This is a genomic window from Methanobrevibacter sp. AbM4, assembly GCF_000404165.1.
Taxonomy (GTDB): Archaea; Methanobacteriota; Methanobacteria; order Methanobacteriales; family Methanobacteriaceae; genus Methanarmilla; species Methanarmilla boviskoreani.
The window spans coordinates 1245268-1259819 of the sequence record NC_021355.1 but is presented as its reverse complement, the minus strand read 5'-3'; the positions used below and the strand labels follow the sequence as shown (position 1 = coordinate 1259819).

Annotated in this window: 14 protein-coding genes; 11 read left to right on the top strand and 3 right to left on the bottom strand. The window is 28.0% G+C overall.

Annotated features, from left to right (window positions below):
• Nucleotides 1-10: 10 nt before the first annotated feature.
• The 5 genes from ABM4_RS05140 (at nt 11) to ABM4_RS05120 (ending at nt 5858) form a co-directional block, all read left to right on the top strand.
• Entirely contained in the window at nt 11-2932 is a 2922-nt protein-coding gene (locus ABM4_RS05140) for a DEAD/DEAH box helicase (RefSeq protein WP_016358617.1), read from the top strand.
• A 113-nt stretch (nt 2933-3045) separates the two neighbouring features.
• The gene (locus ABM4_RS08765) at nt 3046-3720 is read left to right on the top strand and encodes an HAD family hydrolase (protein ID WP_083925411.1); all 675 of its coding nucleotides are present in this window, start codon (nt 3046-3048) and stop codon (nt 3718-3720) included.
• 78 nt (nt 3721-3798) lie between these two features.
• Nucleotides 3799-5025: an MnmC family methyltransferase gene (locus tag ABM4_RS05130; protein WP_016358615.1), complete on the top strand. Its 1227-nt coding sequence runs from the start codon at nt 3799-3801 to the stop codon at nt 5023-5025.
• A 117-nt stretch (nt 5026-5142) separates the two neighbouring features.
• On the top strand, nt 5143-5382 hold the full coding sequence (locus ABM4_RS05125; RefSeq protein ID WP_016358614.1) for a hypothetical protein: 240 nt from the start codon (nt 5143-5145) through the stop codon (nt 5380-5382).
• 155 nt (nt 5383-5537) lie between these two features.
• Nucleotides 5538-5858 (top strand): transcription factor S, encoded by a 321-nt coding sequence (locus ABM4_RS05120; protein ID WP_016358613.1) that lies wholly within the window; start codon nt 5538-5540, stop codon nt 5856-5858.
• Nucleotides 5859-5904: 46 nt separating this feature from the next.
• Here ABM4_RS05120 and ABM4_RS05115 read toward each other — a convergent pair whose 3' ends face one another.
• The 3 genes from ABM4_RS05115 to ABM4_RS05105 all read right to left on the bottom strand — a co-directional run bounded on the left by ABM4_RS05115 (nt 5905) and on the right by ABM4_RS05105 (nt 7973).
• Nucleotides 5905-6555 carry a transposase gene (locus ABM4_RS05115; protein WP_016358602.1) on the bottom strand — a complete coding sequence of 217 codons (651 nt, stop codon included), beginning with the start codon at nt 6553-6555 and terminating at the stop codon, nt 5905-5907.
• Nucleotides 6556-6731: 176 nt separating this feature from the next.
• Nucleotides 6732-7241, bottom strand: coding sequence for a helix-turn-helix domain-containing protein (locus ABM4_RS05110; protein WP_016357795.1), 510 nt, complete (start codon nt 7239-7241; stop codon nt 6732-6734).
• 375 nt (nt 7242-7616) lie between these two features.
• Nucleotides 7617-7973, bottom strand: coding sequence for a hypothetical protein (locus tag ABM4_RS05105; RefSeq protein WP_156815329.1), 357 nt, complete (start codon nt 7971-7973; stop codon nt 7617-7619).
• 436 nt (nt 7974-8409) lie between these two features.
• Here ABM4_RS05105 and ABM4_RS05100 point away from each other — a divergent pair, with 436 nt between their 5' ends.
• The 6 genes from ABM4_RS05100 (at nt 8410) to ABM4_RS05075 (ending at nt 14545) form a co-directional block, all read left to right on the top strand.
• The gene (locus ABM4_RS05100) at nt 8410-9615 is read left to right on the top strand and encodes an ImmA/IrrE family metallo-endopeptidase (RefSeq protein ID WP_016358611.1); all 1206 of its coding nucleotides are present in this window, start codon (nt 8410-8412) and stop codon (nt 9613-9615) included.
• Between the two features lie 3 nt (nt 9616-9618).
• A complete protein-coding gene (locus ABM4_RS05095; RefSeq protein WP_016358610.1) occupies nt 9619-10167 on the top strand; it encodes a DUF4411 family protein in 549 nt (182 codons plus the stop codon).
• Nucleotides 10168-10305: 138 nt separating this feature from the next.
• Nucleotides 10306-12285, top strand: coding sequence for a tRNA guanosine(15) transglycosylase TgtA (gene tgtA / locus ABM4_RS05090; protein WP_016358609.1), 1980 nt, complete (start codon nt 10306-10308; stop codon nt 12283-12285).
• Nucleotides 12286-12437: 152 nt separating this feature from the next.
• Nucleotides 12438-12788: a nascent polypeptide-associated complex protein gene (locus tag ABM4_RS05085; RefSeq protein ID WP_016358608.1), complete on the top strand. Its 351-nt coding sequence runs from the start codon at nt 12438-12440 to the stop codon at nt 12786-12788.
• A gap of 15 nt (nt 12789-12803) precedes the next feature.
• Nucleotides 12804-13559, top strand: coding sequence for a metallophosphoesterase (locus ABM4_RS05080; protein ID WP_016358607.1), 756 nt, complete (start codon nt 12804-12806; stop codon nt 13557-13559).
• 56 nt (nt 13560-13615) lie between these two features.
• Nucleotides 13616-14545, top strand: coding sequence for a DNA adenine methylase (locus ABM4_RS05075; RefSeq protein ID WP_016358606.1), 930 nt, complete (start codon nt 13616-13618; stop codon nt 14543-14545).
• The last annotated feature ends 7 nt before the right edge of the window (nt 14546-14552 follow it).

Genomic DNA, 14552 nt, shown 5'->3' with positions numbered 1-14552 from the left:
AGGTTTGTAGATGTCTAATGGTGAAGAGATTGTGGAAGGGGCAAAAATTGCTTTTGTTGATAAAGACCTCCAATCCTATGATGGTTTAAAACCTAAATTAATTGTAAATAATGACGGTAATAAGGTTATAAATTCAATTAAAGAAGAATTACATAGATGTGAAGAATTTTATATTAGTGTTGCATTTATTACTATGGGGGGTATAACTCCTTTATTACAGGATTTTAAAGAGCTTGAAGCTAAAAATATTAAAGGAAAAATCATTACCACAAATTACCTAAATTTTACAGAACCTGCTGCCTTAAAGAAACTTAATGAATTTGAAAACATTGGGGTTAAATTCTGTCAAGAAGAGGGTTTTCACACTAAAGGTTATATTTTTAAGGATAAAAATGTTTATAAGGGAATTATTGGAAGTTCTAATATTACTTTAAATGCATTAACCATTAATAAAGAATGGAATATTGGTTTTTCATCTTTAAATAATGGCGAAATTATTAAGAATTTATTTGATGAATTTAAAAAACTATGGGATGAGTCAAAGGATCTTATAGATATTATTGATGAATATGAAAAAATTTATAATGAAAATAAAAGGGCTTTAGAGACAAATAAAGAGATTTTGGATGATAAAACTGATGGGAAGAATTTAACACCAAATTCAATGCAAGCTGATTTTCTAAATAATATTGATGATTTGATTAGTAAAGGAGAAAATAAAGCCCTTTTGGTATCTGCAACAGGTACAGGTAAAACATATGCATCTGCTTTTGCAGTCAAAAAATTTAATCCAGATAAATTCTTATTTTTAGTTCACAGAGAACAAATTGCAAAACAAGCAATGAAAACCTTTAAAAAGGTTTTTAAAGATGAAGATTATAAGTTTGGATTATTATCAGGTAATTCCAAACAATATGATAAGTATTATCTCTTCTCAACTATTCAAACTATGTCTAAAGATGATGTTTACAGTAAGTTTAGAAGAGATGAATTTGACTATATCATTATAGATGAGGTACATAAGGCAGGTGCAGCTAGTTATCAGAAAATATTGAATTATTTTACACCTAAATTCTGTCTTGGAATGTCAGCATCTCCTGAGAGAACAGATGGTTATAATATTTATGAATTATTTGATTATAATGTGGCACTTAATATTAGACTTCAGGATGCTCTTGAAGAGGATTTACTTTGTCCATTCCATTATTTTGGAATTACTGATTTAACTGTTAATGGTAAAGTTTTAGATGATAACTCTGATTTTCAATATTTGGTATCTGATGATAGAATCAATTATATACTTGAACAATCTGAATACTATGGATATTCTGGAGATAGACTTAAAGCACTTGTATTCTGTAGTACTAAAAAAGAAGCTAAAGAACTAGCTAAAGGATTTAATAATAAAGGTCATCCTACAGTTGCACTTACTGGTGAAAATTCTCAAGAGGAAAGGGAAGATGCAATAAGAAGATTAACTGATGATGATGTAGAGGATAAATTAGAGTATATTATTACTGTAGATATATTTAATGAGGGAGTAGATATTCCAGAAATTAATCAGGTATTACTTGTAAGGCCTACTCAATCATCAATTATTTTTATTCAACAATTGGGAAGGGGTTTACGTAAATTTAAAAATAAGGAATATGTAGTTATTATTGACTTTATTGGAAACTATAAAAACAATTTCTTAATTCCTATTGCATTATCTGGAGATAAATCATATGATAAGGATATTATCCGAAAATATCTTATGGAGGGAAACAAAATAATTAAAGGCTCATCTTCTATAAGTTTTGATGAGATATCTAAAAAGAGAATATATAATGCAATTAATAAGGCAACCTTTAAGACTGCATTATTTAAAGATAAATATCTGAATCTAAAATATAAATTAGGAAGAATTCCTTATTTAGTTGATTTTTATGAAAATGGTGATTTAGATCCTTATTTAATAATAAGTCATAATAGTTTTGACTCTTATTATAACTTCTTAAAGAAATATGATAAAGATTATGATGAGTATTTATCTGATGAAGAGGTTAAATCATTAAAATTTATTACTGATAATTTTGCTGATGGTAAAAGACCACATGAACTTTTAATTCTAAAAATATTGTCCTTAAACCATTATTTTACAATTGAATTAGTGGAAAAAGCTTTAAAAGACTATAATATTTTCAATGATTTTAAATCTATAAAACATTCATTTAGAATGTTTATTTTAAGTTTCTTTAAAGGTGGAGATAAGGAAAAATATTCTGGAATAAATTACTTTGACTTTAATGACAGTGATTTAGATAATTTAGAAAATCTTAAAGATAAAAAATATGATATATCAGATGATTTTAAAAGATTTTTAAGTTCAGATGTTTATAAAAAACATTTTAATGATTTAGTTGACTATGCCCTTTTAAGGTATAAAACAAGGTATAATGAGCAAACAGAAGGAGAAAATTTAAAGCTATTTGAGAAATATTCTAGAAAAGATGTTTGTCGTTTATTAAATTGGCCGGAAAATGAAAGTTCAACTATTTATGGGTACTCTATTAAGTATGATACCTGCCCTATCTTTGTAACATATAAAAAGAAGGAAGATATTTCAAGTAGTACAAAGTATGAAGATGCATTTGAATCAAGGGATATTTTTAGTTGGATGACAAGAAGTAAAGTTAAATTAACTAGTAAGGAGTCTCAGGAAATAATAAATAATCAAAACCTTAAAATCCATTTATTCATTAATAAAAGTGATGATGAAGGAAACAGTTTTTATTATATGGGGCAAGTAGATCCAATTAAAGATATGTGGACTGAAACAACAATTAGAAACGATAAAGGTAAAGAGTTACCTATTGTTAATTTTAAACTTAAATTACATACTACTGTTAAAGAAGATTTATATAATTATTTCATGGATAATATTGAATAGTTATGATTTAATTTTTAATAATTAAACATTAATGTAACATAGTAAACTATACATATCTTAAATATAAAATTCTTAATTGTATTTAGAAATAAGTATATAAAATATTTTTTATAATGAAGTATTCAATTATAGGAATAAAAACAATGAAAAAATTATATATCTTTGATTTTGATGGCACTTTGCTTAATACAATTGTAGACTCTATGGAATGTTTTAATAATGTTTTAGGTTCATATGGCCTGCCAAGATATCATGTTGATGATTATTCAAATCTTGTTTATGATGATTTTTTAAGGTTTTTAGATGATCTACATAAAAAACATAGTGAAATCAGTGTCTCAGATTTCTTTTTAAAGTTTGACACTGAGTATAATAAACTTGAAAAACCTAACACTCATGTTTATGATGGTGTTTATCAGATGTTGGATGGGTTAAAGGCTAAAAATATAGACTTAGCTATTTGTTCTAATAAATATGAGCCAAATCTCATTGATCTTGTTGATGAATTCTTCAAGGACTATGAATTCATTGACATATCCGGTTCTGTTGTGGAAAAACCAGATAAGCCAGATCCATATAGATTAAATGAAATCATAAACAATTCCAATTATAACAGAGATGAGGTTTTATATATTGGTGATAAGAATACTGATATATTAACAGCAAAGAATGCCAATTTGGATATGCTGCTTGTAACATGGGGTCAATCTACGGAAAAAGACTATTTAAGCGATTATCCATTAAAATTTGTAAAAAATCCTATTGAAATTGCTAATTTAAATATATAAATACTAGTTTTATCTAAAATATACTTATATTTTATTTTTAATTTTTTTTAAACTAATTTTTCAAATTAAGCTGATAACATGACATATCAAGACGATGCTGTAGTTATAGACAATGACGTATTTGAGATTATAAAAGAAGCATTTGACAAGGAAGTAGAAACAAATGATTCAAAATATAGGGAAAATCTATTTAATCAAATAAAGGATTATTTTGTTAAAACAGATGACGGTTCCTATTCAATAAAGTCAAGACCAATTAACAATAAGGTTGAGACATTGCACACCAAGTCAGGTGCAATATCAGAAAGTTTTAAAAAATTTATAGATCCGTTAAAACTTGACTATTCAAGGGATATAGCTATTTTGGATATATGTGCAGGTCTAGGTTATAACACTTCAGCAGCGGTTTTTGACTTTATGCAACATACCGACAATACAACCAGTCTTAAGGTGGATATGGTTGAAATATCTCCCGAGACATTGGCTTGTGGAATGATTGTACCCTCTCCAATTGCGGAACATGATATTGTTAAAAAGGCTATTGAAGATGAATTGGTCCGTTCTAATTTCGCATCACTCCATCTTGAATCATTTGAAATCCCAGATAATATCGATATCTCAGTTTTTATTGAGGATGCAAGACAAACTGTTCAGAGATTAGAGGATAATACCTATGATGCAATATTTCTAGATCCCTTCTCACAGACCATGGCACCTGAGTTATTTACATGTGACTTGTTTAAGGAATTTAAAAGAGTCATTAAAGATAATGGAATTGTTGCAACATATACCTCATCAGCACCTGTAAGAGGCGGGTTTATTGAAGCAGGTTTTCATGTTGGTGAAGGACCAGTTTTTGGTCGTTTCCAAGGTGGCACTATAGCTAGTCCAAATCCTGAAACTTTAGGTAAATCTTTAAATATCCTTGATGAACGACGTATTGCATTATCAGATGTTGGTATACCATTTAGGGATATTAACCTTAATAGTTCAAGTGATGGAATCAATCAGGTTAGGACAGAAGAAAGACATGAAAAAAGACATGTAAGTAAAATATCCTCAGCTGTAAAAACACCAATATTTTTAGGTGAAGATATAGATGATGCTCCACTTAAAAGGAGAGTCGAAAGGAATTTAGCAAAAGTTAATATTCCGGGTGTAAAATCTGATGAGGCTTACTATATTATAGAACCTCAAAATGGTTACAGTGAAGATTCAAATTTAAAACATAACTCAAGAGATAGGATATTAAATATGTCTAAACGATTAGATGATGTAATTAATGGTAGGTTTAAGGATAATTAGAAAAAATCAGACATGAAGTTGTCCTGGGTTTTTGGCTATTATTATAAGGGTTTTCAAATTAGTTAAATTTAAAAGCATTAAAAATTAATGTAAATATATTGTATTGAAGTGATTATTATGGCAGATAATGATGTATGTATGGTTGGAGTTTTCTCTGATGAATTTATGGAAAGATACACAAAATTTTCATCATTTGACCAGATGAAAAGGGAATCTCCAATGTCAAATGTAAAAACAGCAGATTTATTTGATAACAAGAGATGGGATAAGTTTGTTAAAAAAACAACCCAGTTTGATTCATGGAAGGAAATGCTATTGAAATCTGCAAATGAGCAATTAAAGGAAGATAGAATCTAAATGGAAATTTAATCAATCATCTATTATAATTCATGATTAAATTAATCTAAAAATGATAAACAAACGGAAATTAAGTTAGATTATAATCTATTGTTAGATATTTAATCTAAAGATAATAAACAAAAGGAAATTAAACTAAAGAGGTTTTAGTTAACATGAAATTTTGTCCAAAATGTGGTGCGATGATTCTTCCATCAGCCGATGGTAGATTAAAATGTAAATGTGGTTATGAAGAAAGTTTAACTAAAGAAGAAGTTAAAGATGAATACAGTTTTGAGGGAGAGAAAAACGAGGAACAGAAAGTAGTGGTCACTACTCCCGATGATGTTGTACTTCCAACTACTAAAATCACATGTTATAAATGTGGGGGTACAGTTGGATATTGGTGGACCCTTCAGACAAGATCTGCTGATGAGGCGCCTACATACTTTATTAGATGTGCCAAATGTGGAAACACCTGGCGTCAAAGTAACTAATACTTATTTTTAATTATATCTTATCTATTTTTTCTTTTATAGTATTTTACCAAATGTTTATACCTAAATATTCGTTGACCCAATTTGTGTAGAATGAGGTTAAATCAACTATTTTATAGAATTCATCTTCAAATATTTTAATTAATTCGTTTAAATTTTTATACATTGATTTATACACTTTGGATTTAATTTTACGCCATACATCTTCGATTGGGTTTAAATCCGGGCAATATGGTTTTAGAAAAATTAAGTTTATGTTCAATATTTCACAGGCTTTTTCAACAATTTTGGCATGATGTATTCTTGCGTTATCTAAAATAATGTTTATTCTTTTTTCTTTTGAGTTTATTTCGGTTATTTTTGGATTTAATAGGTTATTTATTAATCTTAATCTTTTTTCATACCAGATTTTTCTTGAATTATTGTTGTCTTCTTTCCTGCAAATCTTTTGAATTTTTTCTATTGACTTCTGTTTGGAATTGTCATTATATAGTTCATTATTGATTTTATTTATCAGATCCATTTCGTTCAATGATTTGGAGGATAAATATTTTTTTATTTTTTCATCAGACAGGTTTTCATTCTTTATTGCTTCCTCGATTAATTGTTTACCTAATTTATTGGTCATGTTTTCAATACGGTAATGACATAATGTAATTACAAATTGAAATGCATTGTTTTTTGTATTTGCTTCCATGTAGGAGTTGCAATTGATTCCTTGAAATCCTGTTACATTTATTCCAAATTTTACTGGATATTTTACTTGTATATTTTTTTCTCCAGGAGTATATAATATTCTTCTAACATTTGGAACATTTTGGCAAGACGTTTCATCTAAAAAAGCAAAGTATTCTGTTTTTATGTCTGTTGTTTTTAGTTTTTTTTAAGATCCTCTTCCGGATTCTCAGGACGGGTGTTGTATTTAATGAATGGTTTTCCATAGTTTAAATTTAGTTTTTGTCTTGTAATGACCCATACTTGCTTTTCACTATATGTTATACCGTATTTTTCTTTAATTAAGTTTTGTACATCTTTTAAATTATATTTTTCTTCATTTCCAGTTATTATTTCTTTTAATTCTTTTAGTTGTTGATTATTTAAGTAAGATTTCCTTCCACAGTTAGAATAATTTGAAAATAAACCGTCAACACCTTTTTCATTATATTGTTTGACCCAACGTTCGCCTGTTTTTCTTGAAATATTAATGTTTTTTGAGGCTTTAGCAATACTTTCACCGTTTGCAACCATGTGAATTAACAAAAGACGTCTGTAAACATTGTAATATTCCTTGTACTCTTTCAGCATATCTGCAATTTCTGAAAGTTCCAAATGTTTTTCAATTTTATTATTAAATTTTTCCATGAACATATCTTTATAATTCATTAGGTATAAACTTTTGGTAAAGAACTATAAATTAAAATTATTAATTGTATTAATCTATAAAAAACAGCATAATACTTATTTTTTAAAAAAACAACTTTTTAACCTAAGAATCTTTAAGTTAAGAATTTTAAAAAAATGGAGTTTAAATATTCAAAATAATTTTTAGGTTGAAAAATCCTTAAAAATGGAATTCAAATATTCGTAATATGATTTAAGTTAATAAAATCCTTAAAAATAGGATTTTAATATTCAAAATAAGATTTAAGTTAAAAGTCTTAAAAAATACAATTTTATTAAAAATAAGCTTTAATTGAAAATCTTAAAAAAACTAAAAAATAAAAAAAGTAAGTTTAAATATATTATTTAAAATTTATTTTATGCCACGTTTTCAAAATTACCGTTTTTTCTTTGTTGGTAAATGTCGGGATATTTTTCGGCATATTCCTCTTCACTCATATACCTTTTTTCACCATTTACCATTTCATAGTATGTATCATTGTTATTCAAGTCGCCACCTTCTACATTAACATCAGCAGTTCCATTGCCATTATTTAAATCACTCGTGTTATCAGTTAAATTAATTGTAGCATTAGTTGAATTGTTTTCTAATGTAGTATTATTATCTGTGTTATTGGTATTAATTATTCCACCTGTAACAGCTAAAGCAAGTACTAATCCTACAATTAATACAATCAATATTATTGTAAATGATTTACTTGTTATTTTAATCACCTCTTTGATAATCGTTAGAATATTATCCAAATATCCTAAAATAAATGATTTTTAAATAATATTCAATTTTTAAAATTTTTTTACTTTGATTGCTTGATTAACTATCTTTTTTAATGCTTATATAATTTTTGCAAAAGATTTTATGAAAATGTTGTAATTATGTATTGTGCTATTAAATTATTTTTCCTATGCTCTCTTGGAAAAATATAATTAAATATTGTTTATACATTATTTAAATAAAATAGATATGATATATTTATTTATATATGAAAATAAAAAATATTATTTATCTTAAATATTTATATTTAAAATTTAAGATAAAATATCTAAAATGTATTAAAAATTTTATACTATTTTAGAAGATAATGGGTAAATATAAAAATATATAAGTTAATAAATATTTTTATTTAAATTTATTATAAAAGGGGATTTAATAATGAGCACTGATATAATTCAAACAAACAAAAATTGGTTAGTTTGGGCTAGAAAATCAGTTAATTATGATGAAGAAACAGTTGCTCAAAAGATGAATATAAACAAGGAAAAAATAAGGGATTGGGAAAGAACAGGTAAGATTACTTATTCTCAATTGATAAAACTTTCTGAAATTTGCCAAGTGGCTCCACATATGTTTTTTAGTAAGGCTGATCCAGTTTATGAAAAACCAATTGTTGATTTTAGAACTTTAGAAAATAAGAAAATTGAAATTTCACCGGACATTAATTTTGAACTTAGAAATGCAAAAAATAAGAGAGAAACATTATTAGATATTGAAGATGAAAGTGAAGATTTCCATGTTAAAGAATTTAAATTAAAAGATTATTCATGCACATCTTCAGATGATGTTGTAAATATATTGAATAATGTTCTAGAAATGAGTAAGGCTAAACGAAATCAAAGAAAATTAAATTATTGGATAAGTAAAATGGAAGATTTGGGTATTTTAGTATTTCAATTTTATGGGATTCCCCCAAAAGATTTAAGGGGTTATGTTTTATATTATGATAAATTACCTATAATTGGTATTAATCATAGGGAAACGGAAAATGGTAGAAAATTTACTTTATTTCATGAATTAGCCCATCTACTGCTTAAAAAAGAGGGTTTAAGTAATTTTGAGTCATATAATTTAAATAATGATATTGAGGTTCAGTGCAATTATATTGCCGGTGAAGTCTTAGTACCTAATAAAGATATTGATTATAGGGTTAAAAATGGTGAAATTAAAGACTTTACAAATTCCAATTTAATTAAAAAATTAGCAAATTATTATAAAGTAAGTGGAGAAGTTATTGTTAGAAAATTTTTAATGGGTGACTATATTAATTCTAAAGATTATGAAATTTATAAAAATGATTTAAATAAATATTTGTTTCCTACATCTAAAAAGAATTCTAAAAAATCAATTAAAAAACAGAAAGAGGATATTACTGTTGAAGAAAAAGAAAAAAGAAAAAAAGAAACCAACAGAAGAATAGCTCAAAAAACGATAACTGAAAATGGGGATTATTATATAAGTTCATTAATTTATGCCTATTATAATGATATTTTAACTTTGTTGGATATTGCTAGAAATTTAGATGTATCAATTGATATTGTCAAATCAATAATTCAAATAATGGATGAGAAATGGAGGGATTAATATATGGATCCTAAATATGTTGTAGATACCTCCATGTTGCTTCGACGTAATAATAAAGGAGTTTATGATGAAGCTGCATTTCCAGTTCAATGGCGAAATTTTGACAGATTAGTTGAACAGGGAAAAATTATATCTATAGATTTAGTTGAGATTGAATTAACTCGTTATAATCATGAGGAATATAACGAATGGATTGATAATTATAAATATGTATTTAAAAAATTAGATAATAAATCTTTAAAGTCACTTGAAGATCTTAATCAGAGATATGATGAGTTATCTCAAAAAAATTTTAAAAAGAAAAGTATTGCAGATATTCCATTAGTAGCATTCGTTAAATCTAATAATTTTACATTAGTTACTCAGGAAACATATAATTATAAACAGAATATGAGTCAGAAAAAAATAAAAATACCTACTTTATGTGACTTGGAAGGTGCTAAATGTACTATGGAAAGTTGTGATAAGTTTTATGCAAATAAAAGTTATGCTTTTGAATGTATTGATTTTGTTGAATTAATTAAGAGAGAAAATTTACAAATTTCAATTTAATCTTTTTAAATTTTTTAAAATTTTTATTCTAATTTTAAATACTGCAAACCATTAAATAACTTATTATACAAAGTATTCTTATAATAAATACTAATTTTTATTTTAACTGTTTTTTATAATTTTTAATGAGGAAAGTTAATGTTTGAAATTAAAGCTAAAGATAATAGGGCAAGGGTTGGAGTACTTCATACTGAACATGGTGATGTGCCGACTCCTGCATTAATGCCCGTTATACATCCCGGAAGACAAACTATTGATGTTGGTAAATATGGTGCGGATATTGTTATTACAAACTCATATATCATATTTAAAGATGAGGAGTTAAAACAAAGGGCATTAAAAGAGGGGGTTCATAAATTAATCAATTTTGATGGACCTATCATGACTGATTCCGGATCTTTTCAGTTGTCTGTTTATGGTGATATTGATGTTACTAATAAGGAGGTTATTGATTTTCAGGAGGCTATCGGTACAGACATTGGAACAAGTCTGGATATTCCAACTGCACCATATGTTACACGTAAAAAAGCTGAAGAGGATATGGAAATTACTATTGAAAGGGCTAAGGAGGCCGTTCAATATAAGAAGGATAACGATATCTCCATGCTTTTAAATTCCGTTGTTCAGGGATCCACATTCTTGGATTTAAGGGAGAAATGTGCAGATGAACTTACAAAGTTGGATGCGGACTTATACCCTATCGGTGCTGTTGTTCCTTTAATGGAAATGTACAAGTATGCTGATTTGGTGGACGTTGTAATGCATTCCATGGAACATTTGCCGGATAATGTACCTAGACATTTAATGGGCGCAGGCCATCCAATGATCTTTGCATTATGTGCTGCAATGGGTTGTGATTTATTTGATTCTGCTGCATATGTTTTATATGCCGAGGATGACAGACTTCTGTCCACAAGGGGAACCTATAAACTTGAGAATCTAACTGAAATGCCATGTTCCTGTGAGGTATGTTGTAAATATACTCCCGATGAGTTGAGGGCACTTCCTAAAGAGGAACGTGTGCAGTTAATTGCACAGCATAATCTTGCAGTATCTTTAGGTGAACTTAGAACTGTTCGTCAGGCTATTTATGAGGGAAGTTTAATGGAACTTGTTGAAGAACGCTGTAGAGCTCATCCTGCATTACTGGACGGTCTAAGACAATTGGGTAACTATACAAAGGATTTGGAATACTATAATCCAAGTAGTAAAAATTCAGCATTCTTTTATACTGGTCCTGAATCACTTCAAAGACCTGAAATAAGACGCCATATTCAAAAGATTCGCCAAATGCCTAAGAAATCCACATTGGTATTGGTTCCACCTACAAGAAAACCTTACTCCAAGAACTTGTCCGGAAAACTAGGAAGATTCTATGTTTATGGGGAGGAAAAGGAAATAGACTTAGATGATTGTGACTTTATGGTTTTGGATATTCCATTTGGTCTTATACCTCTTGATATGGATGAGGTGTACCCTTTAAGTCAAAACGATGCACCAAGAAACATGGATACAGATTCAATTGAGTTTATTGAGGATTGTCTTGCGGAATTTTCAGAATATTATGAACAGGTCCTGATACATCAGAGTATTGCAAACCATTATGACTTTGATTTCAGTATTATTCATCCACAGTCAGATGAGATAAGATATGTCAAAGATGATATTAGAAAGATTAAGGCAATTGCTGACTATCAGTTTGGAGTAGGTGCAGGGGACGCCTTGTTTGATGGTAAAATTAAGATTGAAAAGTCTAAAAGAACTGGTAAAATAAGACATATCTCATCAGATGGCAAACTTGTTGCTAACATGAGGGCATCCGATTCATTTCTGGTACTTACAAAAGATGGTGGAAGAAAATTGCATGCTGCTACGGAATATCCTCAAAACAGGGTAGTTGTAAACCAGGATTCCGAACCATTTACAAGGGATGGAAAAAGCGTTTTCTGTCAATTTGTAGTGGACTGTGATGATAATATACGTGCAAATGATGAAGTGCTTATTGTAAATGAAGACGATGATTTACTTGCAATAGGTAAGGCACTACTTAATAAAAGAGAAATTGAAAGCTTTAATAATGGTCAGGCTATTAAAACTAGAAAGGGTTTTAGAGAATAATTTTTAGTTAAATTTTCATGAAGTGGTCAGGCTATTAAAACTAGAAAGGGTTTTAGAGAATAATTTTTAGTTAAATTTTTATAAAAAAATATTAAATAAAATGAGTACTAATATTTATAATATAATTTATATGTTAACAGAGGTTTTATAAAATGATACCTGGTATGAATCCTAAACAAATGAAACAAATGGAAAGACAAATGAAAAAAATGGGAATGAAAATGGAAGATATTGAAGGCGTTGAGGAAGTCGTCATTAAATGTGAAGATAAGGACATTGTCATTTCCAATCCTGAAGTAAATGTCATGACTGTAATGGGTAGTGATACCTATCAAATTACTGGTGATGCTCAAGAAATAGAAAAGGAAGTTGAAATCGAAATCAATCAGGAAGATATTGAACTTGTAGCTAACCAGGCAGGTGTCTCTGCTGAAGATGCAGAAAACGCTTTGATTGAAGCAAAAGGAGATTTAGCAGAAGCGATCCTCAAATTAAATCAATAAAGTTTGATTGATATTATGGTATTGATAGCTCATATTTCAGATTTACATGTAAGTCATGTGGGTTTCAATGAATCTGCATTCCTGAGGGCAGTTGATGAGATAAATGCATTGAATCCCGATATGATTATTTTAACTGGTGACTTGACAGAAAATGGTTATTATGCACAGTTTGAAGAAGCTAAAGAATACTTGAAAATGTTTGAGTCTAATCTCTTTGCAATACCTGGAAATCATGATGCAAGGAATATTGGAAAACAATCATTTGAAGATTTGATAGGGGATTGTAGTTGGAAACTTACAAAAGACGATGAGGATGTTGTGGTTTTGGGATTAGATAGTACCACTCCAGATTTGGATGATGGAAATATCGGTAAACTACAGCAGTTATGGATGGAGAATGAATTAGACAAGTGTATTCTTGAGAATAAATTCTCCATTGTTGCAATGCATCACCATGCAATTCCTATACCAAGAACAGGTAGGGAACGTAATATATTATTTGATGCAGGTGATATTTTACAGTCTGTAATTAGTCATGATGTTGACATAGTTATAGGTGGACATAAACATGTTCCGAATCTCTGGAAAATGCAGGGTACCTTATTTGTCAATGCGGGATCTTTGTCCTCTTACAAGTTAAGGGGTAAGGATGTTAACTCCTATAATACTATAGAGGTTACCGACAGGGATATTGAAATCTATTTGAATAAATTGGATGGAAACAAAATATTACTTGGTAACTTCAAACGTAGGGATGCTGTTGATTTATAATCAATATTTTTATTTATTTTTTAATTTAACATATATTTTTATGGTGTATATATAAAATGAAACTTGTGGATGATAATATTAATGCAACTCCATTTTTAAAATGGGCGGGAGGTAAAAAACAATTATTACCAACAATTCAAAAAAGATTACCTGAGAATATTCTTTCTTCTGGAAAAATAGAAGAATATTTTGAGCCATTTATTGGTGGAGGTGCAGTTTTTTTTTATTTAATGAGCAATTATGAAGTTAAACATGCTTATATTTCAGATATTAATGAAGAATTAATTTTAACATATGATGTTATTAAAAAAGATTATAAAGAGTTAACTGAAAGATTAAAAATATTAAAATCAGAATATATGGAATATGATGATGCTGGTAGAAAAAAAATGTATTTAAATATCCGATTAAAATTTAATCAAGATTTAAAAACATTTGATTTTGATACATATGATGAATCAAATATCGAAAGGGCTAGTTATACAATTTTTATGAATAAAACTGGTTTTAATGGTCTTTTTAGATTAAATAAAAAAGGAGAATTTAATGTTCCAGCTGGAAAATATAAAAATCCTAATATTTGTGATGCAGATAATCTTAAAAATGTTCATAAAGTATTAAAGAAAACTGATATTAAATGTGCATCATTTTCTGATTCTGAAGATTTAATTAGTGAAAGCTCATTTGTTTATCTTGATCCTCCTTATAGGCCTCTTAGTGGTACATCTAATTTTAATACGTATTATAGTGTTGATTTTGATGATGTAGAACAAATAGAATTATCTAAATTTTATAAGCGGATTAATGATAAAGGAGCTAAAATCATGTTAAGTAATAGTGATCCTCATAATACTGACCCTAATGATGACTTTTTTGATGATTTGTACAAAGATTTCAATATAGAACGTGTAAAAGCTAGAAGAAGTATTAATAGTAATGGTGCAAAAAGAGGGGCTATTAATGAATTACTTATTAGAAATTATTAAGTGATAA